This window comes from Paenibacillus sp. XY044 (genome assembly GCF_002257645.1).
GTDB lineage: Bacteria > Bacillota > Bacilli > Paenibacillales > Paenibacillaceae > Paenibacillus_AQ.
The window spans coordinates 48,555-74,052 of record NZ_NQMO01000009.1; the positions used below are offsets into that span (position 1 = coordinate 48,555).

At 53.7% G+C, this 25,498-nt stretch carries 23 protein-coding genes and 2 pseudogenes; 3 read left to right on the plus strand and 22 right to left on the minus strand.

Annotated features, from left to right (window positions below):
* Window positions 1-28: 28 nt before the first annotated feature.
* The 10 genes from CJP46_RS28395 to CJP46_RS28440 all read right to left on the minus strand — a co-directional run bounded on the left by CJP46_RS28395 (window position 29) and on the right by CJP46_RS28440 (window position 10,492).
* On the minus strand, window positions 29-475 hold the full coding sequence (locus tag CJP46_RS28395) for a hypothetical protein (protein WP_094599006.1): 447 nt from the start codon (window positions 473-475) through the stop codon (window positions 29-31).
* Between the two features lie 254 nt (window positions 476-729).
* Window positions 730-1,461, minus strand: coding sequence for a Crp/Fnr family transcriptional regulator (locus CJP46_RS28400; protein ID WP_256992570.1), 732 nt, complete (start codon window positions 1,459-1,461; stop codon window positions 730-732).
* A 295-nt stretch (window positions 1,462-1,756) separates the two neighbouring features.
* Window positions 1,757-2,494, minus strand: coding sequence for a pyruvate formate-lyase-activating protein (gene pflA / locus CJP46_RS28405; RefSeq protein ID WP_094599008.1), 738 nt, complete (start codon window positions 2,492-2,494; stop codon window positions 1,757-1,759).
* 53 nt (window positions 2,495-2,547) lie between these two features.
* A complete protein-coding gene (gene pflB / locus CJP46_RS28410; RefSeq protein WP_094599009.1) occupies window positions 2,548-4,818 on the minus strand; it encodes a formate C-acetyltransferase in 2,271 nt (756 codons plus the stop codon).
* A gap of 95 nt (window positions 4,819-4,913) precedes the next feature.
* A complete protein-coding gene (gene mobA, locus CJP46_RS28415; protein WP_094599010.1) occupies window positions 4,914-5,537 on the minus strand; it encodes a molybdenum cofactor guanylyltransferase in 624 nt (207 codons plus the stop codon).
* 165 nt (window positions 5,538-5,702) lie between these two features.
* Window positions 5,703-8,309, minus strand: a complete 2,607-nt coding sequence (adhE, locus tag CJP46_RS28420) for a bifunctional acetaldehyde-CoA/alcohol dehydrogenase (protein ID WP_094599011.1) — start codon at window positions 8,307-8,309, stop codon at window positions 5,703-5,705.
* Between the two features lie 313 nt (window positions 8,310-8,622).
* Complete coding sequence (gene hpf / locus CJP46_RS28425; protein ID WP_094599012.1) at window positions 8,623-9,168, minus strand: ribosome hibernation-promoting factor, HPF/YfiA family; 546 nt, start codon at window positions 9,166-9,168, stop codon at window positions 8,623-8,625.
* A 147-nt stretch (window positions 9,169-9,315) separates the two neighbouring features.
* Window positions 9,316-9,705 (minus strand): DUF3147 family protein, encoded by a 390-nt coding sequence (locus CJP46_RS28430; protein WP_094599013.1) that lies wholly within the window; start codon window positions 9,703-9,705, stop codon window positions 9,316-9,318.
* A gap of 14 nt (window positions 9,706-9,719) precedes the next feature.
* Window positions 9,720-10,082 carry a DUF3147 family protein gene (locus CJP46_RS28435; protein WP_094599014.1) on the minus strand — a complete coding sequence of 121 codons (363 nt, stop codon included), beginning with the start codon at window positions 10,080-10,082 and terminating at the stop codon, window positions 9,720-9,722.
* Between the two features lie 92 nt (window positions 10,083-10,174).
* The gene (locus CJP46_RS28440; protein ID WP_094599015.1) at window positions 10,175-10,492 is read right to left on the minus strand and encodes a hypothetical protein; all 318 of its coding nucleotides are present in this window, start codon (window positions 10,490-10,492) and stop codon (window positions 10,175-10,177) included.
* Between the two features lie 210 nt (window positions 10,493-10,702).
* On the opposite strand from CJP46_RS28440, the gene CJP46_RS28445 reads away from it, so the two are divergent.
* The gene (locus tag CJP46_RS28445; RefSeq protein ID WP_094599016.1) at window positions 10,703-10,981 is read left to right on the plus strand and encodes a hypothetical protein; all 279 of its coding nucleotides are present in this window, start codon (window positions 10,703-10,705) and stop codon (window positions 10,979-10,981) included.
* A 25-nt stretch (window positions 10,982-11,006) separates the two neighbouring features.
* On the opposite strand, the pseudogene CJP46_RS37255 reads toward CJP46_RS28445, so the two are convergent.
* The 3 genes and pseudogenes from CJP46_RS37255 to CJP46_RS28465 form a co-directional block, all read right to left on the minus strand.
* Window positions 11,007-12,377, minus strand: a pseudogene (locus CJP46_RS37255) (serine hydrolase domain-containing protein).
* 130 nt (window positions 12,378-12,507) lie between these two features.
* The gene (locus CJP46_RS28460; protein WP_094599019.1) at window positions 12,508-12,879 is read right to left on the minus strand and encodes an NIPSNAP family protein; all 372 of its coding nucleotides are present in this window, start codon (window positions 12,877-12,879) and stop codon (window positions 12,508-12,510) included.
* Window positions 12,880-12,898: 19 nt separating this feature from the next.
* Window positions 12,899-13,165, minus strand: a complete 267-nt coding sequence (locus CJP46_RS28465; RefSeq protein WP_094599020.1) for a hypothetical protein — start codon at window positions 13,163-13,165, stop codon at window positions 12,899-12,901.
* 292 nt (window positions 13,166-13,457) lie between these two features.
* On the opposite strand from CJP46_RS28465, the gene ant(6) reads away from it, so the two are divergent.
* A complete protein-coding gene (ant(6), locus tag CJP46_RS28470; RefSeq protein ID WP_094599021.1) occupies window positions 13,458-14,312 on the plus strand; it encodes an aminoglycoside 6-adenylyltransferase in 855 nt (284 codons plus the stop codon).
* A gap of 96 nt (window positions 14,313-14,408) precedes the next feature.
* Here the strand turns inward: ant(6) and CJP46_RS28475 are convergent.
* Window positions 14,409-14,717: pseudogene (locus CJP46_RS28475) on the minus strand (ABC transporter permease subunit); the annotation flags it as partial.
* Between the two features lie 243 nt (window positions 14,718-14,960).
* Here CJP46_RS28475 and CJP46_RS28480 point away from each other — a divergent pair.
* Complete coding sequence (locus tag CJP46_RS28480; protein WP_094599022.1) at window positions 14,961-15,350, plus strand: hypothetical protein; 390 nt, start codon at window positions 14,961-14,963, stop codon at window positions 15,348-15,350.
* A gap of 423 nt (window positions 15,351-15,773) precedes the next feature.
* On the opposite strand, the gene CJP46_RS28485 is transcribed toward CJP46_RS28480, so the two are convergent.
* From CJP46_RS28485 to CJP46_RS28520, 8 genes are all read right to left on the minus strand, one after another.
* Window positions 15,774-16,385: a DL-endopeptidase inhibitor IseA family protein gene (locus CJP46_RS28485; protein ID WP_094599023.1), complete on the minus strand. Its 612-nt coding sequence runs from the start codon at window positions 16,383-16,385 to the stop codon at window positions 15,774-15,776.
* A 73-nt stretch (window positions 16,386-16,458) separates the two neighbouring features.
* The gene (gene melA, locus CJP46_RS28490; RefSeq protein ID WP_094599024.1) at window positions 16,459-17,781 is read right to left on the minus strand and encodes an alpha-galactosidase; all 1,323 of its coding nucleotides are present in this window, start codon (window positions 17,779-17,781) and stop codon (window positions 16,459-16,461) included.
* Window positions 17,782-17,838: 57 nt separating this feature from the next.
* Window positions 17,839-18,708 (minus strand): carbohydrate ABC transporter permease, encoded by an 870-nt coding sequence (locus tag CJP46_RS28495; RefSeq protein ID WP_094599025.1) that lies wholly within the window; start codon window positions 18,706-18,708, stop codon window positions 17,839-17,841.
* Between the two features lie 83 nt (window positions 18,709-18,791).
* A complete protein-coding gene (locus CJP46_RS28500) occupies window positions 18,792-20,177 on the minus strand; it encodes an ABC transporter substrate-binding protein (protein WP_094599026.1) in 1,386 nt (461 codons plus the stop codon).
* Window positions 20,178-20,195: 18 nt separating this feature from the next.
* Window positions 20,196-21,140, minus strand: coding sequence for a carbohydrate ABC transporter permease (locus tag CJP46_RS28505; RefSeq protein ID WP_256992571.1), 945 nt, complete (start codon window positions 21,138-21,140; stop codon window positions 20,196-20,198).
* Window positions 21,141-21,319: 179 nt separating this feature from the next.
* On the minus strand, window positions 21,320-22,108 hold the full coding sequence (locus tag CJP46_RS28510; protein WP_179281369.1) for a helix-turn-helix domain-containing protein: 789 nt from the start codon (window positions 22,106-22,108) through the stop codon (window positions 21,320-21,322).
* A 182-nt stretch (window positions 22,109-22,290) separates the two neighbouring features.
* Window positions 22,291-23,718 (minus strand): alpha-L-fucosidase, encoded by a 1,428-nt coding sequence (locus CJP46_RS28515; RefSeq protein WP_094599028.1) that lies wholly within the window; start codon window positions 23,716-23,718, stop codon window positions 22,291-22,293.
* Window positions 23,719-23,820: 102 nt separating this feature from the next.
* Complete coding sequence (locus CJP46_RS28520) at window positions 23,821-25,485, minus strand: ABC transporter substrate-binding protein (RefSeq protein ID WP_373558049.1); 1,665 nt, start codon at window positions 25,483-25,485, stop codon at window positions 23,821-23,823.
* Window positions 25,486-25,498 lie beyond the last annotated feature (13 nt).

Consider the following 25,498-nt stretch of genomic DNA (forward strand, 5'->3'; position numbering starts at 1 on the left):
TCCTCCTTTTGCTTCTATCATCTAATCTTCATTTCATGCCGGGTTCACAGGCGCTTCGTCCAGAAAAAGCGGATTGTATCCATGCCGCTTCCGGCTTGGCGTATGCCCTGCCGTCCCGTCTTCCTAACAATAGAATACCGCTGCTCGAGGTGGAATTGCCAGCCGTTACCGGAAATGCCATGCCGGAGAGCAGCTTTTCGGCGAGCATGACCGGACATTCTTCACGCATGAACGGCTTCTCCCCCTCGTGAACCGTATATACCGTGCCATGGCGCATCACCATACCGCCCAAACCAATGCCGGGCTTGATCACCATCTGCTGAACCCGGACATTGCTGCCGCCCAGGACGCGGTCCCATCCCATTCTGCGCGAGCTGCCGGCCGGCTGCGCATAGGCGATGAAATCGCTTCCGCTTCTTTCGCGAATCCATTCGAGCCGGCGGTCGAAATCGTCGCCTGTCCGTGCCTCTTCCATGCTTATCCCCCTTTAACGAGTCCTGCGCTTCATGAACATCGATCTATCCCTAATTCCCTATAGCTCTATTGTAAAAAAAGCCCGCCCGCTTGTATGTAAGGGGATCCCCCGATTCCTCCCTCAGGGAGTTGCCCCTTTACATACGGCTGGCCAGTTTCGTTCCGGATTTGTGCTACTCTCATTTCGGAATGCCTGCGGCGCAAAAAAAGAAAGACCCGGCAGCAGCTGCCCGGTCTTCCCCTCATCGGTCCGGTTTACATACGGCATATTTCTTTCGGACAGTTCTCGCAGTGGCAAATATCGCGCAGGTAATGAAGGTCCTTGATGATGACATGGCCGTCCACGGTTTCGATCACATCTTCCTTTTTCAAATCGCTCAGCATCCGGTTCACACTTTCTCGCGTGGCTCCGATCATGTCGGCCATTTCGGAATTGTTGATTTTCAAATCGATATAGATGCCTTCTTCCCGCTCCGTTCCGTACGAGTTCCCGAGCCGGATCAACAGCGAGCAGAGCGCTCCCGTCTTGCCGAACATCATCAGGTCGCGGAATTTGGTCTGCGTCAAACGATGCATCAGACCCATCCATTTCATGAACTCGACGGCCAGATCGCCGTGCTGCCAGAGCAGAACCTCCAGGTCCTTCCGCTGAATGACCCCGACCTTGGAATCCTCCATGACCTCAGCGCTGAAGCTGTGCACCGAATCCTGAAACGGATCCATCTGTCCGACCAGATCCCCTTCATGATGCAGGTACAACGTCAGGGCGCGACCGCTGTCCGAGGTCTTTGTCGTTCTGACCCGGCCCTCGATGATGAAATACAGCTTATCGGCCGGATCGCCTTCCCAGAACAGGCAGCTGCCTTTTTCCGCGCTGCGCTTATACATGATGCTCTCCAGCTTCTCAAAGCTCTCTTTCGACAACAGCGGCTCCAAGCCTTCCCGGCGCTGCTTCACCTGTGTCCCCGGCACGGTCTGCCCCATCATTCATTTCCCCTTCCGCACATCTTTGCCTTTATCATAACCCTTCGGGATGAATTTACCTATCGGGGGATGCACTGATTTTTTCTGGGGGAACTCCCCCTGCCCTATGAGAAAAATCACACCCTGACGCCGTAAATCCCTTAGGGCATCTCCGTCAACGGATCGATGCAGCGCTCGGGAAGATACCCGGACGGATTCGGATGGAAACGAATGGCTGGAAGGATTCCGGGTGACGATCCGGAAATAGGGCTGGGCCTAAGGGCTGCCGTGTCCGTTTACCAATACTTTTTATTCGTTATTATGGCTGGGATACCGCGACCCTTCGCGCGGCCTCGATCAGCTCTCTTGCGCGCTCCACCTCGCGGTCGGTTGGCGTAGGCACGCCGTCCAGCGGGTACAGGCGGCCAAGCTGCTGCCATTTGTATACGCCCATCCGGTGATAGGGCAGCAGCTCGATTTTCTCCACGTTGCGAAGGTGCCCGATGAATTCCCCCAGCAGCGTCAGATCACCCGCCTGATCGGTGATTCCTGGAATCAGTACGTGCCTGATCCATACCGGCTTCCCGATAGCGGACAGCCATGCGGCAAATTTCAGAATCCGGTCATTCGGCTGGGAAGTCAGGCGCTCATGCTTCTCGTTGTTCAGCTGCTTCAGATCGAGCAGGACCAGATCCGTATACTGCATCAACTCGCCTGCATGGGACGGTTCGCAGAACCCCGAGCTGTCGAGCGCCGTATGCAGGCCAAACCGCTCCTTGCAAGCCTTGAACAGTTGGGCTACAAAGGGCGCCTGAAGCGTTGGTTCGCCCCCCGTCACCGTGATGCCTCCACCCGAGCTTTTGTAATAAGGTACATAAGGTTCGATTTCCCGGAGAATCTCCTCGACGGTAACTTGGCGGCCTCCCTTCGTATCCCACGTATCGGGGTTATGGCAAAACTGGCACTGCAGCGCGCAGCCCTGCATGAACAGGACAAAGCGGATGCCCGGTCCGTCCACCGTACCGAAGGTGTCCATGGAATGTATTCTGCCTTTCATGCGGGCCACGCTCCTCTCTTGATGGCAAGCTCTCTGCTCTGTAAATCAAATGGTCAGATTTCACCGTGGAACGTGCGGCTGATCACATCCATCTGCTGCTCCCGGGTCAGCTTGATGAAGTTGACCGCATACCCGGATACCCGGATGGTCAGCTGAGGATAGTTCTCCGGATGCTCCATCGCATCCAGCAGCTGCTCACGGTTAAAGACGTTGACGTTCAAATGATGTCCGCCGCTTGTGGTATAGCCGTCCAGCAGTGCCGCCAGGTTGCTGTGTCTGGCCGCATCCTCCTTGCCAAGCGCCTTCGGAATGATCGAGAACGTATTGGAAATGCCGTCCAGGCTGTGCTCATAAGGTATTTTGGCGACCGAAGCCAGCGAAGCGAGCGCGCCTTTGCGGTCGCGGCCGTGCATCGGGTTGGCCCCCGGCGCAAACGGCTGTCCGGCTTTCCGACCGTCCGGCGTGCTGCCCGTCTTCTTGCCGTATACGACGTTCGACGTAATCGTCAGAACCGACATGGTCGGAATGGCGCCGCGGTAAGCCTCGTGCTTGCGCAGCCGGTTCATGAACCCTTCCGCCAGCTCTACGGCGAGCTGGTCGACCCGGTCGTCATTGTTGCCGTACTGCGGATATTCGCCTTCGATTTCGAAATCGACCGCGATCCCTTTTTCGTTGCGGATCGGGCGAACCTTTGCGTAACGAATGGCGCTCAAGCTGTCGGCTACAACCGACAGGCCGGCGATCCCGCAGGCCATCGTCCGGACGATGTCCCGGTCATGAAGGGCCATTTCAATGCGCTCGTAGCTGTATTTATCATGCATGTAGTGGATGACGTTCAGCGTGTTGATATACAATTTCGCCAGCCAATCCTGGATGACGTCGAACTTCGCTTTCACTTCCTCATAGTCCAGCACCTCGGATGTGATCGGCGCGATGGCCGGTCCGACCTGGGCGCCGCTCTTCTCGTCCACGCCGCCGTTGACGGCGTACAAGAGCGCCTTGGCCAGATTGGCCCGGGCTCCGAAGAACTGCATCTGCTTGCCGATCCGCATGGCGGATACGCAGCAGGCGATGCCGTAATCGTCGCCGAAGTGCGGCCGCATCAGGTCGTCGTTCTCATACTGGATCGAACTGGTCTCCGCAGATACCTTGGCGCAGAATTTCTTGAAGTTCTCCGGCAGCTGCGCCGACCACAGCACCGTCAGGTTCGGTTCAGGCGCAGGTCCCAGGTTGTAGAGGGTATGAAGGAAGCGGAAGGAGTTCCGCGTCACGCGCGTTCTGCCGTCAAGCCCCATGCCGCCGACCGACTCGGTCACCCATGTCGGATCGCCGCTGAACAGCTCGTTGTAGTCCGGCGTGCGCAAAAATTTGACGATCCGCAGCTTCATGACGAAATGGTCGATAATCTCCTGCGCCAGGCTCTCCGACAGCATGCCTTCCGCAAGGTCGCGCTCGATATAAATGTCCAGGAAGCTGGATACCCGGCCAAGGCTCATGGCCGCTCCGTTCTGTTCCTTGATGGCTGCCAGATAAGCGAAGTAAAGCCACTGCACCGCCTCTTTGGCGTTCATTGCGGGTCTTGAAATGTCGTGTCCGTAGGATGCGGCCATCGCCTTCAGCTCGCCGAGGCTTCGGATCTGTTCGGACAGCTCTTCGCGCAGCCGGATCACATCTTCACTCATCGCGTCGACTTCGAGCTGGAGCAGCTCTTCCTTCTTGCCTTGAATGAGGCGGTCGACGCCATACAGCGCCACGCGGCGGTAGTCGCCGATAATCCGTCCCCGCCCGTAAGCATCCGGAAGTCCCGTAATGATGCCGGCCTTGCGGGCTGCGCGCATTTCAGTGGTGTAAGCATCGAATACGCCTTGGTTATGCGTCTTGCGCAGATCGGTAAAAATGCGCTCAAGCTCGGGGTTCAACTGGTAGCCGTATGCATTGCAGGCATCAACGACCATCCGGATGCCGCCGAATGGCTGAACGGCACGCTTCAGCGGCGCGTCGGTCTGCAATCCGACGATGGTCTCCTTGTCTTGGTCGATGTATCCCGGTGCATGAGAGGTAATGGTGGAGACCGTGTTCACGTCCACGTCGTGAACACCGTCCCGTTCCCGCTCTTCCTTCAGCAGCTGGCTGACCTGCTTCCACAGCTCCAGCGTGTTCTCCGTTGGCGCCGCGAGGAACCGTTCATCTCCCTCATACGGCGTAAGATTGCGCCCGATAAATGAATTGACGTCAATGTTCTTCTGCCAGCTGCCTCCCGCAAAACCGCGCCATGCCTCCTCAAATCCAGCCCGGTCCTTTACTTCGCTTTCTTTCATCGCCATGATCAAGCACCTCCGTTTTCTATGCCTTCATGTTACTTTTTTCACAGGTTAATGACAGTGACTTTTCTCACTTTTCCCGCTCCCGGCACACCTTTTTATTTGTAGGTTTTCGATGCTTTTCCATCGTCCACCAAGAACTCAGGCAGCGCCTCTTCCTCTGACCCTCCGAGTGTACGGACAAAGCCGCCGTCGATGCCGAGGTATCTGAAGTCCGCTTCGCCGATCTCCAAATAACGAAGCTGGTGAACCAGCCCATCAGCATCCGAGTGGCCGCTGTCCAGGAATTGCCCGAGATACCCGGAGCAGGAGCGGTCATAAATGCCGTGCAGCGGATGGAGTCTGCCGCCGATCCGCGGCAGGACGGCGTCGAGCCCGTCCTCCAGCCTCAGCGCCATCAGCTCCGCGGCGTCGGCGGAGGGATACGGCATGTGGCAGCCGATGATCCACACGATCCGGTGTTTTGACAAGGAGAGGCCCGAATGCATGCCGCCAAGCATTCCTTTCCCGATATAATAATCCGTAATGATCCGTATATCCCGGTCAACCTGGCGAAGAAAAGGCCGGGGATCGTCCGTCACGATCGTAATTTCGCCGCAGCATTTCCGCATTTCGCGAATCTGCCGCTGCAGCAGCGTTTCTCCTTGGAACATCTGAAATACGGAAGGTTCGCCTTTCGCAGATCCATGGTCCCCTCCTGCCAAAATAACGCCGGACAGCATATGAATCACTCCTTTCCACTTCTTTAATTTTTCATTACAGCGCGCCTGCTTACGTTACATCCCGAAAAGAAACAGCAAACAAATCAAACGCACAGCACGAATCCGAGAAAAGAAGGCTGCCAACGCTTTACGGTCGGCAGCCGTTTGGATAGCTCGTTGCAGCTCTTAGAATTTGCCGTAGAAGGCGTTCCGGTAAACGTCTGCCAGTTCGCTGACCAGCGGCATCCTCGGGTTGGCCGTCGTGCACTGGTCTTCAAACGCACGGTCTGCCAAATAATCCACGTTGGATTCGAAATCGGCCGGATCAAAACCGAGATCCTGGAATTTCTCCGGAATGCCGAGTGACTGGTTCAGCTTGCGCACCGCGTCAATCAAGCTGTTGACGCCTTCCTCCGTATTCCGGGCCGGCAGGCCGAGCATGCGGGCGATTTCCGCATAGCGCAGATCGGCCACGAAATGGTTGTATTTCGGGAACGAAGCGAACTTCGTCGGTTTCTGCGCGTTGTACCGGATGACATGCGGCATCAGGATCGCATTCGTCCGTCCGTGGGCCGTATGGTACTGGCCGCCCCACTTGTGGGCCAGGCTGTGGTTGATGCCAAGGAATGCATTGGCAAATGCCATGCCGGCGATCGTCGACGCGTTGTGCATCTTCTCCCTTGCCAGCGGATCCGCCGTGTGGAAGGACTTCTCCAGATTTTCGAACACCAGCCGGATCGCATGAAGAGCCAGCCCGTCGGTGTAATCGCTCGCCATAACGGATACGTACGCTTCGATGGCATGCGTGAGGACGTCCATCCCGGTGTCGGCCACCGCCGTTTTCGGCAGGCTGTACACGAATTCCGGATCGATGATCGCCACGTCCGGCGTCAGCTCGTAGTCCGCGAGTGGATACTTCGTGTTCCCCTCCTTCTTGTCCGTGATGACCGCAAAGGAGGTCACTTCCGAACCGGTGCCCGAAGTGGTCGGAATGGCTACAAACTGGGCCTTTTCGCCAAGCCGCGGATACTTATAGACCCGCTTGCGGATATCCATGAACTTCTGCTTCAGCGAATGGAAGCTGGTATCCGGATATTCGTAGAAGAGCCACATCGCCTTGGCCGCATCCATCGGGGAACCGCCACCGAGCGCGATAATACAGTCGGGCTTAAAGCTCTCCATCAGCTTCTTGCCGCGCTCTACCGTCTCGACGGACGGATCCGGCTCCACGTCGGAGAACACTTCGACCGCTACCGGGTTGACGCGTTTGCGCAGGTAGTATTCCACCTTCTCGACATAGCCCAGCTTGACCATCATGGCGTCGGTGACGACCAGCACGCGGGAAATGTTCGGCATTTTCTCGAGGTACTGCGTCGCGCCCTTCTCGAAGTAAACCTTCGGCGGAACCTTGAACCACTGCATGTTCACCGTCCGGTAGGCCACGCGCTTGACGTTGATCAAGTTCACCGACGTGACGTTGGACGTCGTCGAGTTGTGCCCGTACGAACCGCAGCCGAGCGTCAGCGACGGCAGGTTCGTGTTGTAGATGTCGCCGATCGCCCCGTGCGTCGAAGGCGAGTTGACGATCACGCGCCCGGTCTGCAGGCGGTTGGCGAACGCCTGGATGACGGCGTCATCGTTCGAATGGATCACGGAGGAGTGTCCCATGCCGCCGAATTGGACCACTTCGGCCGCGCGCTCGATGCCCTGCGCCGCCGTTTTGACCTTATAGCAGGCAAGAACCGGGCTCAGCTTCTCTGCGGACAGCGGGTAAGCCGGACCTACGCCCGCCAGCTCGGCCACGAGGATTTTGGTGTCCTGCGGGACCTGGATGCCGGCCATTTCGGCGATTTTTACCGCCGGCTGGCCGACGATGACCCCGTTCACCGCGCACTTCTCGCTGTTAATGACCAGCTTGGACACAGCCTCAGTCTCGGCCTTGTTCAGGAAGTAGCAGCCGCTGTCCTTCATCAGCTTCCGGACCTGGTCGTATACCGGCTCCTCGATAATGACCGCCTGCTCGGAAGCGCAGATCATGCCGTTGTCGAACGTCTTCGAGAGGATCAGATCCGTAACGGCCTGCTTCAAATCCGCAGACTGCTCAATGAAGCAGGGAACGTTGCCCGGACCGACGCCAAGTGCGGGTTTGCCTGTGCTGTATGCGGATTTCACCATCGCCGATCCTCCGGTTGCCAGCACCAGCGCCACGTCGGGATGGTTCATCAGCAGCTGCGTCGCTTCGAGGGATGGCGTCTCAATCCACTGCACGCAGTGCTCCGGCGCGCCGGCCGCAATTCCGGCGTCACGCAGCGTGCGGGCCGCTTCCGCGCTGCACTTCTGGGCGGAAGGGTGGAAGGCGAAAATGACCGGATTGCGCGTCTTCGTTGCGATCAGCGTCTTGAACATGGTCGTGGACGTCGGGTTCGTGACCGGCGTAACACCGGCGATGATACCTACCGGCTCTGCGACCTTCTTGTAGCTCTCGAACGCGTTCTCCTCGATAACGCCGACCGTCTTGTCATGCTTGATGCTGTGATAGATGTATTCCGTCGCGAATATATTCTTGGTGATTTTGTCCTCATATACGCCCCGGCCGGTCTCTTCGACCGCCATCTTCGCGAGCGGCATGTGCCGATCCAAACCGGCCAGCGCCATCGTCTGCACGATTGCGTCGATTTCCTCTTGATTCATGTTCAGGTAAGCTTCCTGCGCCTTCCTGGCGCGGGTGACCAATCGGTTCACTTCTTCTTGGGCGGAGTTCTTTGTTTCCAGCTTGCTTTCTTTAACAGCCATCGTTTTCTCCTCCTTGGAGACCTTTGCCGGTCCCTCATCACCTTGATGAGTTCATCCTACTGGAACACCGGGGAGGCTAACTATGAGATTACTCACATCGATCTAAAAATTTTATAGGTCCGAAAAATGCGGCGCTAAGGCGCTTTTTCAGGACCGTCCATACAGTGGGGAACATACCGATCTATCGACGTACTCTTCAGTTCTGCGAAATTCTATCATCTAAAAAAAATACCGAATGGAGCTATGGCTCTCCATTCGGCGCAAAGGAATAGCAGTTAGGAGTCATCAAGACATTGAAGACAACAAACCTGGCTTAATCAGCAAAGAGGTGCCCGTAAGTGCCGTCCGCCCTGCGGTAAACGACCTCCTCACGGTTGGTATCCCGATTCAAGAAAAGATGGAAGTTGTGGTCCAGCATGTTCATCTGCAGCACGGCCTCCTGCAGATCCACCGGCTTCATCACAAGCCGCTTTTCTTTTGCAATGACAAAGGCTTCCTCCGGTGCTTCCGGCTCCGGCCATCCGCCGTCCGGCGTGCCGCCGCCGACCACGCGGCCTTGGCTGCGCAGCTTGCGGCGCGCCCGCTCCTTGTATTTCCGAAGCTTGCGGTCCAGCTTATCCGCGGCTTGATCGATGGCGGCATACATGTCCGCATCCTTCACTTCGACCCGAAAGACCATGCCGTGATAGGGAACGGTAGCTTCAACGACATGCTCCTGTTTCCGGGCCTGCAGCAGCAGCGTAACGTGGATAGGAACCGTCTCGTCAAACCAGGATTGGGCCGAGCCGATCTTCTGCTCGGCATACGCCTGCAGTGCCGGTGTCACTTCAAAATGTTTGCCATGAATGTGTGTAGCCATGGGATCTGCCTCCTTCAACGGGAAAGGACTCTTGCATGACTCTATTGTAAAGCGGCCTGCCACACTGCGCTGTGAAAAATATCACACCCTTGAACAAAAACGGCTCGGTCCTGCGCATGACTGCCTCCTTGACGAAGAGTAGACCCCTTAAACATGCTTCGTCTGTTTTCGCGGCAGCCGGTGCAATTTCTGCATTTTCCCTTTCAGCTTCAGCAGCGCAAACGAGCCCGCAAACCAGCCCATAAGTCCCAGCAGCAAGCTGGGCCACCAGGCATCCGTTATTTTCAGGGCATACCAGACCGTAACGACGCAAACGGCGCAGCCGGTCATCCCGTATACCGATCCCCGGGCAACCGCGGCCGCCTTTTCTGACCCCTGACTGATGCCGACCATCAGCACAGCGACGACCATCACGGCGGGAAACGCCGCGAAAATGCCGCCAAGCGCCTTCCACGGCAGCAGGACCGATGCCATATAGCTCAATACGACCGCCAGCCCGCCCAAAACGAACCGAAGCAGCAGCTCCCGAAATTTCATTTCATTTTCCCCCTTCACAAGCTGAACAGCATATAGGATATCGTGAACGAGACAAGCAGCCAGCCGCCTACGGAAATGGTCAGTCCTTTCTTCCAACCCCTGCTGGTGCACAAATAACCTACCGCCGCGGCGCACGCCACGTTAATCGCCATTCCGATCAAAGCCCCTTGGGACAAATCGATGGAATGGGCGACCAGCTCTTGGGCGCCGTAATCGAACCTCATCGTCAGCAGCGCCGCCAGAAAAACGGCGGGAAACGCAGCAAAAATGCCGCCGATGGCCCCTCCCGTCCGTTTGGCAATAAGCGATGCCACCACTACGGCTCCGCCCCCGAGAACGAACCGCAGCAGAATGCCTATCAGCGATATATGAGCCATTTCCGATCTCCCCCATCCCATTTGTGAAAATAATCACTTTATAAATCCGAACCCATCATAGCACACAGCTCGATAAGGTTCTGTAATCTGCATCACAGCCACGCCCAGGACAGGAATAAAGCACATGCCCATACCAACATCTCTTGAATACGGAAGCTGGCGCCGAAATCGCCGAAACTCTGCCGCGGCACAGTTTCGGGCTTGTCGAGGCCATAGGCATCCCTTAACCGATTTGCTTCATTATCTGGCAGCTTTGCTGAATTTTCGGAATTCCTGACCATGGATAAAGGGTTGTGTTTCGCCCACAGGGTTTCTTCCGATGGCGATAACCCCGAAGCTTGAACCCTCCCCAGGTTTGCCGGCAGCCAAAAGGCGCAAATCAGCATCAAGACAAGCATTTTTTTGATCATGACTACTCTCCATTTACGATAGGTTAAGTAGACGATCCCCCGAGGCATCCGCTGTTTATGAGCAAAAAACAGGACCCCTGAGGTCCTGTTTTGGAAGGCATTGCTAGTTAATAGATTTCTGCTTGTGAAAAGCTTACCGAAATAGAGACAACTCCAATTTAATTGTGGTAACATTTAACAAAAATAAGAATCGGAGGATCTCATCCATTTATGCTAAAGTACATCGCTTTACCTTTGATCTTTGCCGTTTGTTTTGTTCTCATCCAAACCGGGATTCAGATGGGCCTCGGCATGTATATGACCCAAAAACATACGACGAACATGATGGTCGAATATGACCCTGCAAGTGCGGAATCCTTGCCGTCCAAAGTTGAATTCGGTTCCGACCGGCCGCGGATCACGCCCCAAAAAATAACGGTATGGTTGATTTCTCTCGTGATTTCAGCCGCCATTGCATACCTGTTTCACCGGTTCGTTTTCAAAACATGACGACGGACGCCGGCACGAATGATGATCAGGATCGCGCACTCGAATCGGCAAGCTGATCCTTCATCAGTCGAAGCTCTTCATCATCCGGATCAAGGGCTAATGCCAAATCAACGATGGATGCGGCGCTGCCCGGTTCCCCGTGCCGGAGCAGACTGCCAGCAATGCTCAGGAAGCTGAAATCGGACTCGTACGGTACATAACCAGGCTTTGACCGGTGCTCGCTGCCTGACTTGTATGCGCTCAAGGCTGACTCTATTCCCTCCGCGGCCAATACTCCGGCCGCATGCATCGTCAGCGAACGCGGAATCACTTCGACCCGCTCCCCAAGCAGCACATCCAGGATCGCATTGTTGACCTGATGGAGCCCAAGGTAATCGGTATTGAACATGAGGGTTACCGCGATTCCCGGTTCGGGCAAGACGACCAGGTTGGAACGAAATCCTGTATCCGACCCGCCGTGCGCTTTCGCTTCGAGACCTTTATACTGCCCCATAAACCAGCCCAGTCCAATGTGGCGGTAATATCCGAAGTCGTCCGCCGGTGCCTCGCTTTGCCAAAGCTCCTGAATGCTGGATGTCTGCACGATGGCCTTGGATTCCCATTTTCCCCCGTTTAAGTAAGCCACCGCATAGCTGCACGATTCCGCCGCATTCGTCAGCAAGGTGGAGCTGGGGCCATGAGCCCGGTTATACGGATAAATGCGGCTAACCTTGGCTCCGAAGGACGAGCCCATTCCCATAATGTGCGGAGTTGCGAGCAGCTCCTGGTCCGCATCAGGCATCGTGTACGTACTGGTCTCCATGCCAAGCGCATCCAAAATATGCTCCTGCATGTACTGCTCGAAGGAAACCCCCGAGACTTTCGCGATTACATCACCGAGAACCTCAAAGGCCATGTTGCTGTAAGCTTATGTTCCCTGACCGGGATGCCATAACAACTCCCGGTTCCATACGCTGCGAACGTAACGCTCCAGCGCTCCCTCGTCCAGCTGAGGCCGGTCCCATTCATAATCGTCCTCATCCGGCATGCCGGATGTATGGGTGAGCAAATGCCTGATCGTGATCTGTTGATATCGCGGATCCTCCAGCCTGAAATACGGCAGGTACGCCGTCACTTTCTCATCCAGATTGATCTGTCCGCGTTCCACCAGCTGCATCACCGCCGTAGCCACATAGGTTTTGGAAATCGACGCCATGTGAAACAGCGTGTTTCCATCCACCGGGGCTCCAGTCTCTTTATTTTTCACGCCAAATCCTTTGGCATAGACCGGTTCGCGATTGTACACGATTCCTACAGCCATGCCAGCCGCCGCTCCGTCCTTCGTAATATAATCATTCAGCAGCTCATCCAGCCGCTTCGTTATTTGCTCCAAGTTTTGCATCCTAAAGGCCTCCATGGTTCGAATATTTTTTTCTGTTGTCAGCAAATTCGTATCCTTACCAATGGAAACACCGCCTTCCTGAATTTCACATGTTAAAAGCGTATCACCCCAGGGATGCGGGCGGCAATGTAATGCATGCTTATAGTTATTTTTTCTCGTCGGCCACTGTCGACTCGCTTTGATCTGCCGTCGATATCAGCTCTTCGTTTCTGACCTCTAATAGATACTCCTTATACACGCGGTCCCTTCCGCCATGCTGGTCGTACCAGTTCTGTATCCGCCGTACGTGTTCCTTGTCGCTTCTTATCTTAGCCTCTATTTCCTCGTACTGGCCGCGGCTGTCATATTCCCAAATTGCAAAAATTTCGGTTGTGGCTTCATCACGAGGCACCATCCATCTTCCGATCAGGCGGGTACCGTGCTTCAACTGATTCGGCAGATTAGTTTCATTAAAATGGCGGTTAAAAACATTTACAAACTCATTTTTCACAATGTAAAATTTTCTACGGTAAAACATCCGTTCACTTCCTTCCAGATTATTCAACCCACAATGCAACCCAGATAAACAAGGTATACAGCGTAACCAAAACGAAAATGACGCTGACCGGGATCACCCAGATCGTGTGCGTTCTAAAAGGCTGCAGCATTTCAAACAGCTTCTCTTTCCTTGATAGCAGTTTATACTCCACTTCGTTTAATAGGTTCTGTACTTTTCGATCCTCCATATGTTGAAAATCGATCCAAAGACGATCGTATTGCTCTTTTAGCTCGTCTTGCTGCGAACTGTCTCTTAATAAGGCCATATCTCACGCCTCCTTAGACTCGTCTATCTTTATAAACGCCTCCACGGTGCAAACGTTATGTTTTTTTTCGGCTCACACGCAAATCAAGATCAGACATCCTGGGGATTGATTTTTATATATGGTAAAATAAAACATCATCGTTCAAAGAAATGGAGGACCCTGCTTATGGAAAAACGGCTGGATAAGTTATAACGTGCAACAAGCCGAAAGCGTCGTTTCCTTCGGATTCGCGGACCGCCTTCCTTTATTAATGGCAGTGCAATTCTAAATAACATGGGAGGTTGAATGCAACATGCGAAGTGAGCAAGAAATGATGAAACTGCTTTTGGATTATGCAAAACACAATGACCGGATTCGGCTGGTGACTCTGGAAGGATCGCGTACCAACAAAAATATCCCTCCGGATGCATTCCAGGATTACGACATTTCTTATTTTGTAACCGAGATGGATTCGTTCAAGGAGCATGACGGGTGGCTCGATGTTTTGGGAAATCGCGTCATGATGCAAAAACCTGAAGATATGGAGCTTTTTCCACCGGAACTAGGCAATTGGTTCTCCTATCTAATCCACTTGGAAGACGGCAATAAAGTAGACCTAACCTTGATCCCAGTGAACGAAGTCGAGGATTATTTCACCCACAGCGACGGTTTGGTTGAGGTCCTGCTGGATAAGGATGCTCTCATCAAAAATGAAGTGATCGCCAATGATCGAAAGTATTGGATTAAAAAACCTACGGCCCGGGAGTTTGATGATTGCTGCAATGAGTTTTGGATGGTTTCAACTTACGTGGTCAAGGGGTTGGCGAGAAAAGAAATCCTTTTTGCCATCGACCATTTAAACGAGATTGCGCGGCCGAACTTGTTGAGAATGATGGCTTGGCAAATCGGCTCAGAGCGGGGGTTTACGTTTAGCGTAGGAAAAAACTTTAAGTTAATCGACCGTTACCTTCCCGATGAAGATTGGGAAACTCTCCTGTCAACCTATGCGGAGAACGGGTATAAGCACATGTGGGAGTCCTTATTCAGTTGTTATCAGCTGTTTAGAAAATACTCCAAAGCGGTGTCAAGCCGTCTCGGATATCCGTATCCGGATTACGACGAAGCCATTTCAAAGTATACGGAAAACATTTATTCTGCATTGAAGTAAACGAACCGCTATAAGAAAAACCTCTTCTATCATCCCAAAAAAGGCTGGCATCCACCGGATGCCAGCCTTTTACTTGCGAAAACTGCTTCAAAACTATTACTTCAGAAACGTGACTTTCTTCTTATTATATATATCGAAGGCTACCGCCGCCAACAGGACAAGGCCTTTAATCCCCTGCTGCCAGTCGACGCCCAGACCGATGAGCGATATCCCGTTGTTGAGCACGCCCATGTTGACGAATACCCAGAACGCCACCTTTTTGGTATTCACGCCGGACAGGTCTGCAGCTTTTTCGTTGCCGCCGAGAGCGTAAATATGGCGTCCCATGATGGTTTTGTTCATAACGAACGAGTAGATGATAATGAGCACCAGCAGCAGAATCAGAATGTTCGGCAGCCCGGCGTAGATCGAATCCCTGATTTCATCGGAATGGCCGATTGATATTGGGGAAAACTCATGAGCTTTCCGTTATTTTTATCCAAAAGTGAAACTTGTTCCGGCGGAATTTCGTAAATCTTTAGGTACGGTTATAGAACCTTTAAGGTTTTCCTCAGGTTTGATGTCTATAATGACCTTAGGCTGAAGATCTCACATACCCATTCACGCAGATGACCAGTAACAAAATACATGAAAAGAGGATTTTTAACCATGAACATAAAGCGAGTGATGATTGTCGGAACGATGGTCGTGATCATGTCCTTTGGAAGCACTGCGTTAAGCGGCTCCATCACAAGCGCAAGTCCGGCCGCCAAATGGTTTACCACCGGCGTAAAGGATAAAGACGAATTGCTTGAAGCTCTCCATCAGGACTCCGACGAGGAACTGTATGAAGCGCTGTATGAGGGAAAATCCCTGCATGACATCGCGGATAACCAAGGAGCCGACATTCAGCGAATCATCGATCTGCAAGTATCGCAGCTTACCCGTCAGCTGGATGAGCGCCTGCGCAATGGAAGCATTAGCACAGACCAATATGCGGCACACAAGGCTGAACTTAGGGAAGTCGTCGAACGAAGCGTCCACACTTCATTCGGGTAACTGGAGGTACATAAAACCGTCCAAAGTTCGATCAGTCATTTGAGAGTCCGGCACGGATCCTGCGGTACACGGCTTGAGAAACGCATGATTCTCCACAGACATCGGGAAACAGAATGCTCGAACGAAGTTCCCATGAAAAATGATTCACGTAAGTTTGAAAAACAGCCTGGACCTATTGTCCAGGCTGTTTTTTGCTCCTTGGAAGCAAAAACTCCGCCTCTCTTTCAGTCAGCTGTTAAGCTGCATACAGTCAACCTTCCGCTGCACGCCGCTTTGAATGCCTGCTGAAGCCGGTCCACTCTTGAGCCTCCTGTCATCCGTTTGACCGTTGATATTAAAAGACCCTGCCGGCACCCGGCAGGGTCTTTCGTCTGTTTTGTTCACCGCTGAATTTAGACAGAGCCGTAAGAGCACAAGATTGTACTAGAAAATCGCGTGCGGGGCGGTCCCCACTCTCCAAAATTGCCCGACTTTCTCAAACTTGACCGTCACGTATGCCGGGCCCTGAAGATGTTCCGGATAAGGAACGCTCAGCTTATACACACGCTGCGTATCCGTCATACTGAGCAATTTGGCCGTCGCCTTGTCGAACTCCAGAATGTTGCCGCCATCGGCGTTCAGCTGAGCCAAACGCCCGTCCTGAGAAATGAAATATTTGTCCACAAAATAGGCCGCTGCCTTTTCCGTATATACGGACTTCAAATAATCCATCAGCTTCTCCCGGGTTCCGATGTCATCGGACAAATACCGGTATTGCCGGCCATCGACCTCAAAAGTATCCCCTAATCCCTTGCCGCCGCTTAAAGCATAAAAATACCGCTTCTCGGCTTCTATGATTAATGGCGTGACGCTGGTATGGTTCAGCTTGCTGATCTTGGTCGCGTCGGTCACGACGACTTTCTTCACCGCTTGTACCGGGACCTGCGCCGGCGCAGCCGCGCTCCCTGCCGGAGCTGCTCCAGCCGCTGTGGCCATCAGGCTTGCTCCCATCAAACCGGTTGCTAGTGTAAATCCAATTTTACGATTAAGTTTCATCTTGTATTATCGCCTCCACCCTGTTAAACGAAACCAAGATGGAAAAAGTTTCATTCAATGTCCCGCTGATAAGTTATGATTTGAAATGTTTAAACTGCGGCAAATATTCGCGATTGGCTTCGAACATCTCATCAACCATCGATTTGATCTCATCCAGGCTGAGGACCGCGGAAGTCAGCGGATCGAAGCATACCGCATGGAACACTTTCCGCGGATCGCCTGTAAGCGCGCCTTCCACGGCCATCTCTTCGCAGCGGGCGCTTATATTGGTCAAGGCCGCCAGCTGATCCGGCAGGGCTCCCACATGAATCGGCTCCAGCCCACGCTTTGACGCCAATACCGGCACCTCAACGCAGCATCCGTCCGGCAAATTATCGATCAAGCCATGATTACGGACGTTGCCGTTGAATTTAAACAGGGTGCCGTCCCCGATCGTGGCGTTAAAAATATAAGCGGCATACTCTTCGCCCCTCTTCAAATCGACGGGCTCATCCATCCAGCGCTGCATCTGTTCCTTCCAGCTGCCCTGCCTCTGCTCGTAGCCTTTGATAATATACGCGTATTCACCGGGATTCCAGCCCGTGCCGTTCGTGCAGTACTTTTCGATCAAATCCGGCCGCTTTCTGAACCAGGCATTGTATTCGGAGTTATGGCCGCTGGATTCCGTGACGTAATAATCCAGGTGAAGGAACATTTCGTTTCGGACCTGCTCCTCGTTGTAAATGTCCTGATGGTTCATCGCCTCCCGGATGAGAGGATACGCGTCTTGGCCGTTCCAGCGAAAATCCAGGTAAAATGCCTGATGATTGATGCCTGCGCAGAGATACGTGATCTCCTCTTTAGGCGCGCCGATCCACCTGGCCAGCATCGATGCCGTTCCCTGAACGCTGTGGCACAGGCCCGTAACGGTCACATTCGTTTCGCTCTGCATCGCCCTGCACAGCATGGCCATCGGATTCGTATAATTCAGAAATACCGCCTGCGGACAGTACCGCTCGATATCGCGGCAAATGTCCAGCATCACCGGAATCGTACGGAGTGCCCTGAATATGCCGGATGGCCCGCGCGTATCTCCCACATTAATGTCCACGCCGTATTTTTTCGGGATTTCGATGTCTTTCCGCCAAACGTCCAAGCTTCCTGCCAAGATGGTGCAGACGACCCCGTCCGCCCCATCGAGCGCCTTGGATCTGTCGGTATGCGCTTCGACTTTGGCGGAATAGCGTCCGGCCGCAATGATTTTCTCCACCGTCTTCTTCGCAAATCCGAGGCGCTCTTCGTCAATGTCAACCAAAGCGATGACGCTGTCAGTGAGTGCAGGGAATGTAAGCAGGTCGCGAACCAGGTTTTTCGTGAACACGAGACTGCCTGCCCCGATAAAAACGATCTTCTTCACTACCGAATTCCTCCCTTTGATCAAGCTGCACGCGGCCGGAACCCGGCCTGTCAGCTTTCAGCCTTTGATGCCTGTCGTCGAAATCCCTTGGATAAAGGTCTTTTGGGCAAAAAAGAACAAAATGATAATGGGCAGCGTCGCAACGGTGGAAGCCGCCATCAGCATTCCCCAGCGCGTGCCGTATTGACCGATAAACTGCTGCAAACCAAGCGATACGGTGTACATTTTCTCATCGCTCAAATAAATTAACGGCCCCATGAAGTCGTTCCAGTTGTTCATGAACGTAAACAACGCTACCGTGGCGAACGCCGGACGGGCGAGCGGGAGAATGATCTGCCAGAAGGTCCGAAATTCCGAACAGCCGTCGATCTTGGCCGCCTCGGATAATTCCTGCGGAATCGTCAGGAAAAACTGCCTCAGCAGAAAGATAAAAAACGCACCGCCTAAAAATGCTGGAATAATGAGAGGTTTATAGCTTCCCACCCAACCGATCTTTTTAAAAATGACGAAAATCGGAATCATCGTGACCTGCGAGGGCAGCATCATCGTGCTGAGCATGATCATGAACAGTACATTCCGTCCCGGCCATTGAATTTTGGCAAAGCCGTAAGCGACCAGGGCTGAGGAAACGCAGGTGCCGACCATCGCCCAGATGCAAATGGTTAACGTATTGAGGACGTAGGTCCCGAACGGGACAAACGTCAGCGCCTCCGGAAAATTCGACCATAGGAACTGATCCGGAATCCATTCAGGCGGCCATTTAAAAATTTGAGCTTCCGGTTTGAGCGCAGTGGACAGCATCCACACAAAAGGAAAAAGAAAAGTGATTCCAAGTACGATCAAGCAAACATGGGCGATCAGCTGTTTAAATACGCCTTTCTTTGTTCTGCTTAATTTCGTGGTTTGCTGTGCGTTGATTTCAAGCATCTTGCGCCTCTCCTTTCACGGTGCCAGCAGCATGGAGGAAGGGCAATCCTAAAACCGCTCCCTTTCCTCCATACCCTTATCCGTTATTTGCCGCCGGCTTTGGCGATTTCCTCCTCGACTTCCTTCTGCAAGGTCTCCAGCGCCTGCTTGGGATCTTTGTTTCCCGTCATGACGGACTCTTCGGCTTTTGCCGCCCGGTCCCAATAATACTGCTGCACCGGAATAACAGGTGTTATCTTCGCGTTGGGGCTACCGAGCAGATTGACGAACGTTTTTCTGGCCGGAATTTCATTCATGAAGTCCTGGTAAGCCTGTTTCTCCGTAATTTTTGGCGATGGCGGGATCCACCCTCCCTTGGTCAGCATTTCTGCTGCCCAGTCTTCGTTATGGTAGCCGGTCAGCCACAGGATGAATTCCCATGCCTCTTTCGGATGCTTGGCTTTTTCAGGAATAATGTTAAAGTTCCCGTTGACCCAGGTTGCATCCGGTTTCCCGGTTCCTTCCGGGTAAGGCAGCGTCATAACGCCGTACTGAAGGTCCGGGGCATAATTTTTCAAATCCTCGAGCCTCCACATGCCGTCCATGGCGAATACCTGCTTGCCGCTGAGGAAAGACCAAGCCGAGTTCACGTTGGACGACATGCTTTTGTTAAAAGCGGCGACTTTGGTCGGATCGTATTTTTTCGCATAAGACTGGAACCATTCCAATGTGGCCAGGTTGTTCGGATCGGTTGCCGTCGGCTTGCCGTCCTCATCCGCCCATTTCCCGCCGAATGCGGTGCTCCACTGGGTAAGCCCGCTCGGCATATAGCCGACCCGCTGGATGAATCCGCGTTTATCCAGTTTCCACAATTTATCCTGCATCGCATCCAGCTCCTGGATCGTGGCAGGCGGTTTTTCCGGATCGAATCCTTCCTCTTTCAAAATATCCTTGTTGTAATACATCGCCAGCGTATTCATCGAAAATGGAATCGCATACATTTTTCCCTTATAGGTGCCGATCTCCTTTACCGTGGGATACATCCACTCGCCCAAATCCGGCGCGTCGGCCTGGATGTACGGATCCAGTGAAGCGATGGCTCCTTTTTCCGCCCACGAGGGAATGATCTGGTTCCATTGGGTCATGACGTCAGGCGGATCCCCGCCGGCCTGTGCCGTCAAAAATTTGGCGTTGGCATCGCCGGTAATGGAGAGCGCGGTCACATGAATGCCGGGATGCGTCTGATTGAACTCATCGACCAGGCTGTCGATCAGCTTCTTCCAGTCACTCGTCCACATATGCCAATATGTAACTTCTACGGCTTTTCCGTCGCCTTTCTTCCCGGAATCGGAAGTCGGAGCGGAAGTATCTTCCTTCTTGCCGTCCTGCCCGGCCGCCGGAGAACCCGGTGAGGAACAAGCTATTAAGCCGGCAAGCATCAGCATAATAAGCACCATCGATAAGAACGGTTTGAGCGTTGACTTCATCATTGCACCTCCGATATCGTTTTACCTTTCCCCGCCGTAGAAAACCCAGCGCGCCGAGCTCTTAAATACCAGCAGCGTAACGGCCATAATGAGCAGGAACAAAATCCATGCCATAGCCGAAGCATACCCCATATGGAAGTAAGAAAAGGCGTTCTTGTACAGATACAGCGAATAGAACAGCGTAGAATCGTTGGGGCCGCCGGACGTAATAATGTATGCCTGCGTAAAATACTGGAAGGAACCGATCAGGCCCATGATTAAATTGAAGAAAATGACCGGACTCAGCATCGGCAGCGTAATATAGACGATTTTTTGCCACCAGACCGCTCCGTCAATCTGCGCTGACTCGTACATTTCCTGCGGAATATCCTGGAGCCCTGCGAGGTAGATGATCATCGCGCCGCCGACGCCCCACAGCCCCATCACGATCAGGGCCGGTTTGGACCAGGCCGGGTCGACCAGCCACCCGGGACCCGCAATGCCGATGGCATCCAGCAGGCCGTTGATCAGTCCGAACTGCGGATCGAACAGCCACAGCCACAGCACGGAAGATGCGACAACCGGAACAATGCTCGGCAGGTAAAAAATCGTCCGGTACAAAGCCATTCCTTTGACCTTCATGTTCAGCAGCAGCGCCAGAGCTACGCCGAAGACGATGCCGAGCGGAACCGAAAATAATGTATAGTACATCGTGTTGGTAATCGATTTCCAGAATAACGGGTCTTTGAATAACTGCACAAAATTATCCCCCCCTACCCATACGGGCGAACTGACCACATCGTAGGTTGTAAAGCTGTAGTACAGGGATAACAGAAACGGCAGCAGCGAAAAGGCGGCAAACCCTGCCAGCCAGGGTGAAACGAACAGCAGGCCGTTCCGAAGATTCACCTTTGTGATTTTGCTCATGGTTCTCTTGGACGAACGGACCTGAACAGACGGCCGAACCTCTGCACTTGAACGGGACAAGCAGACACCTCCTAGCTGATTTTTGCGGATTTAGCGAATCCTCCCTCCTTTGACAGCGTTTTCTTAAACGTGCAAGCCTATTTTATAAAGAGCCGCCTTTGCTGTATTTATAAATAACTTCACAAGTTTTACAAAAAACGCTTTTCGATGAAATTTCCCGGAAGACAGAACGCAGTCTCTCACCCGCCACTCCTTGGCTGCTCTTTCCTCCAAGCGGTGGGAGACATCCCCGTCTGCTTTTGAAACCAAGCGGAAAAAGCATGAATATTGGGGAATCCGACCTGGCTCGCGATTTGCTGGACCGTCTTGTCGGAGAAGGTAAGCAGCATTTTGGCCTCGGACATCCGGTATTGCTGTAAATATTGCTTGGGCGAGAGACCGAAAGTTTTTTTGAAACAGGAGCGCAGCCCGCTCTCCGACATGCGGATCATCCGGGCCAAATCGGTCACCCTCATTTCTTTGTCCAGGTTGGTGCGGATGTACTCGGCAACGCCGTCCAAGGTAATTCTGGAATCCCGCTGGTCGATGCGCTCCATTAAAAACAACAGAAATAATTCGACCCACGTTTTTAAAAACCGGTTAAATAGCTGATTCGGACGAACGGACGTAATGTGGAGCCACACGCTGAACAACTTCTCAAAACGTTCCAGCGCATACTGGGCCAGGGGAAACAGGTGCAGTGATTCTTCATTCGTCATTTGAAAAAATAACCGTTCGAGCTCATGCGACAAATGGTCAACCTGCAGGACGGCGAAGCGGATCGGTGTAACGGAGCTGTAATCATGGGGCACGCCGGGGGTGATCAGAATAACGTCCCCCTCCTGAATCGAAAAAATCTGGTCTTCAGCATAGAATACACCTCGTCCGAAAGTGACCACACAGATTTCGAAATGGGGATGCACATGCGTGCCCATTTTCCATCCGGAAGGGTACGTTACGTGATCTGTGTAAAGTGAAGATCTGTCCAATACGAATATCCCACCTTCCATGATTTGTAATTTTTTGTTCGAAGTTCATTAACATTATACTGAGGACCAAATGTCGGAAAACCGCAAAAAAACTCCCCGCGGGCAGACCCTATCCGGGCCTCTCCTCATCGGGGAGTTTAATCAGTTCGTTGTATATGATTGAACGCTATGACGATGCTGTTCTATGGCTGCAGATAGATCTGGAGGGAGGAAACCTGCGGACACCACCGGGATTCCTGGATTTGAAGACGCATATAACGGCTCTTAACGGCGGGGAAACGGCAGATCCGTTTGTGACCGATGACCGTACCCGTGTAAGCTGTTTTCCATGTATCTCCGTCGAAATATTCGAGCTCAAAGCGCTCAATCCGCTGGCTGTACCGGTATTCCTGCAGCACGACGTGATCAAAGGCGGTCTCCCTCTGCAGATCCAGCGTCAGCGACGCCTGCTCCGTCCCTTCAGGCGGTGCCCAGTACGTCCCCTGCTGTCCGTCAAGGACATGATCCGCCTGGTGGCCTTCTGCTTGGGCGGATGCCTCCGCCGCGGCCCCTGCCGCCAAGTCGGCGCTGAACGTGCTGCGGATCCGGTCCCCCAGCTCCTGCAGGCGCTGGACGTCCCGCTCGTGAATGAGACCGCGCCGGTCCGGCGGAAGGTTAAGAAGGAAAGTCGCGTTCCCGCCGACGGATCCATAATATACGTTCATCAGCTCATCCAGCGATTTGACCTTATCATCTTCGGAGGCGTGGTAGAACCAGCCCGGACGGATCGACGTGTTGACCTCCGCCGGGTACCAGACCAGCTCCTGCTCCTGTTCAATGACCGCCCGGCTGCCCAAGTCCTCATCCTCCGAACGGTAGCTCCGGGCAAACCCGGGATCGTCCTCCTGCTGCGATTTCGCCTGGATCTTCTCGTTATCCCGCAGCGACGCAGGCACGACGCTCCACTCCGACTCCCGGCAGTGGCCGGCTTCGTTGCCGCACCAGCGGATATCCGGGCCGCAGACCGAGATCGCCGCCTCCGGCTGCAGCTCGCGAATCAGCGCGTAATAAGCGTCCCAGTCGTACACCTGGCGCTTGCCGTTCGGCCCCTCGCCGCAGGCACCGTCGAACCAGACGCAGAACACGTCGCCGTAACCGGTCAGCAGTTCCCTCAGCTGATTGATGAAATATTCGTTATACGCCGGCGAATCGCCGTATGTAGGTTCATGCCGGTCCCAGGGAGACAGGTAAATGCCAAAGCGTATGCCTTCTCTCCGGCAGGCCTCCGACACTTCCCGGACCACATCGCCCTGCCCGTCCTTCCACGGGCTGTTCTTGACCGAGTGCTCCGTATACCGGCTCGGCCAGAGGCAGAAGCCGTCGTGATGCTTGCAGGTCAGAATCAGCCCCTTCATCCCGGCTGACTTGATTGCTGCCACCCATTGGCCGGCATCCAGCTCCGCAGGATTAAAGATAGCCGGGTCCTCCTTCCCGTCCCCCCACTCCCGGTCCGTAAACGTGTTGACCGTAAAATGAATGAAAGCGTAGAACTCCATCTCCTGCACGGCCAGCTGCCGTTCGGTCGGCTTAACCTGTGAGGCGTATCGGATCCTTTCGGTCGTTACCATCATGAAATGCCCTCCATCTTGGTTTTGATTACAAGTATGAATACTTTGTTCTCCCTGCAAAAGCCGGATACCTGCTATGGATCTCAGATATCCGGCTCCCGTCCATTATTTCTTTAACGCTTTTTGGTAGATCGCCAGGTATTGATCCAGCTGCAGTCCCTTGAAGCCGGCGACGTAGCTGTCCCAATCTTTGTCGATGTCTTTGTTGCCCGTCACGAACTGCGCCAGGCTCGACTTCACATAATCGGTCAGCGACTTCTGCATTTGCGCAACCGTCATGGCGTCCGCGGGATCAATGAACGTATCTGCAGGATACACAACTTCCGGCTTGGCGAAAGGCTCGTATTTTTTGGCGGCCAGCCACAAGCGGTATTCGTAGGCTCCGTTCCCCAGCGGATCGCTCGGGGCGGCAAAAGATTCGCGGATGGAATTGAGCATTTGCATCGTGCCGAGCTGCCACCAGTAATTATCCAGCGTCGTTTCTCCGTTCGCGGATGGAGCTTTCGGAACGACTTCGTACTTCGCCGGTTTGCCGTTGTAGTCCAGCTTGCCGCTGTCCGCTTTTTTCCAGCCTTCGCCGTCAAAGCCCCAGGAGGTCATAACCGTTCCTTCCTCGGACCAGAGATAATCCGCCAGTTTGATGGCAGCCACCTGCTCCTCCTTCGTCGCCTTGTTCGTAATCACGAACTCTCCGCCGCCCGCGCCGATGCTGTAGCCTGTCAGCTGGACTCCGTCTGGTCCTTTCAGCGGAGGAACGACGTCGTAATCCTTATGTCTGGGATTCGAGCCATCCACGCTGAAGGCGCTGCTGAGCAGCGCGTATCCGACGGTGCCCACGGCAGCGTCCTGCTTGTTGGCCAGCTGCTTCACCGCATCGTTGTTCTGTGTAAAAACCGCTTTATCCATCAAGCCTTCGGCAAACAGCTTACGTAAATACTTCAGTCCTTCTTTCCATTCGGGCTGCGCCGGCGAATAAATGACCTGGCCATCCTTGACGCTTAAGTAATCCGAGGTGTTGTCATAGATAAAGGCGTTCATCAGGAACGAATCCACGCCGCCTCCCCATACGCCGTCGGAAGAGGTCGTGAACGGGATTTCGTCGGCTTTGCCGTTGCCGTTCGGGTCTTTCTCTTTAAAGGCCTTCAGCACGTTGTAAAACTCATCGGTCGTCGTCGGCATCGACAGGCCCAGCTTCTCCAGCCAGGCGGTATTGATCCACATCCGCTGCCCATAGGTGCAGTGCAGACATTCGTTCAGCTTCGGCAGTGCGTAAATTTTTCCGTCCGGAGCGACCATGCCCTGCTTGAGGTAAGATACGTCCTCCATCGCCTTTTTAATATTGGGGGCGTACTGATCGATCAGATCGTTCAGCGGGATAAAGGCTCCCTGCTGGCCATATTTGATCTGGTCCGCCTTGGATATGCCCGCATTCATAATGACGGCCGGGTAATCGCCGCTCGCCAGTAGCAGCAGCTTCTTGTCGCTGAAGCCCGCGTCCGGCACCGTACTCCAATTAAACTTGATGCCGAGCTTGTCCTCAATGTACTTGGAGAATTTGTTGACGTCCATGTTTTCGATCCCCGCCTGCTGCGGTGCGAATACCGACAGCTCCACCGGTTTACTAGGATCCGAGGCAGCAGCCCCTGCGTCATTCTGCTCCTGCTTGGAACCGCCGCATGCCGACAATAGAAGGGATAATACCAGTAACACGCTCAAGCCAATAAATGCCCGTTTTTTCAAAGAAACTCCTCCTTTGCTTAAATGGCTCATATCATTGCCCCCT

Bases quoted from the DNA above. Each gene is read 5' to 3' on its own strand.
- CJP46_RS28480 (WP_094599022.1), top strand. From the start codon at position 14,961: ATGAACATAAAGCGAGTGATGATTGTCGGAACGATGGTCGTGATCATG.
- CJP46_RS28515 (WP_094599028.1), bottom strand. From the start codon at position 23,718: ATGATGGTAACGACCGAAAGGATCCGATACGCCTCACAGGTTAAGCCG.
- CJP46_RS28400 (WP_256992570.1), bottom strand. From the start codon at position 1,461: ATGATGGGGCAGACCGTGCCGGGGACACAGGTGAAGCAGCGCCGGGAA.
- CJP46_RS28440 (WP_094599015.1), bottom strand. From the start codon at position 10,492: ATGATCAAAAAAATGCTTGTCTTGATGCTGATTTGCGCCTTTTGGCTG.
- mobA (WP_094599010.1), bottom strand. From the start codon at position 5,537: ATGCTGTCCGGCGTTATTTTGGCAGGAGGGGACCATGGATCTGCGAAA.
- CJP46_RS28460 (WP_094599019.1), bottom strand. From the start codon at position 12,879: ATGTTTTACCGTAGAAAATTTTACATTGTGAAAAATGAGTTTGTAAAT.
- hpf (WP_094599012.1), bottom strand. From the start codon at position 9,168: ATGGCTACACACATTCATGGCAAACATTTTGAAGTGACACCGGCACTG.
- CJP46_RS28435 (WP_094599014.1), bottom strand. From the start codon at position 10,082: ATGGCTCATATATCGCTGATAGGCATTCTGCTGCGGTTCGTTCTCGGG.
- CJP46_RS28395 (WP_094599006.1), bottom strand. From the start codon at position 475: ATGGAAGAGGCACGGACAGGCGACGATTTCGACCGCCGGCTCGAATGG.
- CJP46_RS28500 (WP_094599026.1), bottom strand. From the start codon at position 20,177: ATGATGAAGTCAACGCTCAAACCGTTCTTATCGATGGTGCTTATTATG.
- CJP46_RS28445 (WP_094599016.1), top strand. From the start codon at position 10,703: ATGCTAAAGTACATCGCTTTACCTTTGATCTTTGCCGTTTGTTTTGTT.
- CJP46_RS28495 (WP_094599025.1), bottom strand. From the start codon at position 18,708: ATGCTTGAAATCAACGCACAGCAAACCACGAAATTAAGCAGAACAAAG.
- adhE (WP_094599011.1), bottom strand. From the start codon at position 8,309: ATGGCTGTTAAAGAAAGCAAGCTGGAAACAAAGAACTCCGCCCAAGAA.
- pflB (WP_094599009.1), bottom strand. From the start codon at position 4,818: ATGGCGATGAAAGAAAGCGAAGTAAAGGACCGGGCTGGATTTGAGGAG.
- CJP46_RS28485 (WP_094599023.1), bottom strand. From the start codon at position 16,385: ATGAAACTTAATCGTAAAATTGGATTTACACTAGCAACCGGTTTGATG.
- CJP46_RS28520 (WP_373558049.1), bottom strand. From the start codon at position 25,485: ATGAGCCATTTAAGCAAAGGAGGAGTTTCTTTGAAAAAACGGGCATTT.
- CJP46_RS28430 (WP_094599013.1), bottom strand. From the start codon at position 9,705: ATGAAATTTCGGGAGCTGCTGCTTCGGTTCGTTTTGGGCGGGCTGGCG.
- pflA (WP_094599008.1), bottom strand. From the start codon at position 2,494: ATGAAAGGCAGAATACATTCCATGGACACCTTCGGTACGGTGGACGGA.
- CJP46_RS28465 (WP_094599020.1), bottom strand. From the start codon at position 13,165: ATGGCCTTATTAAGAGACAGTTCGCAGCAAGACGAGCTAAAAGAGCAA.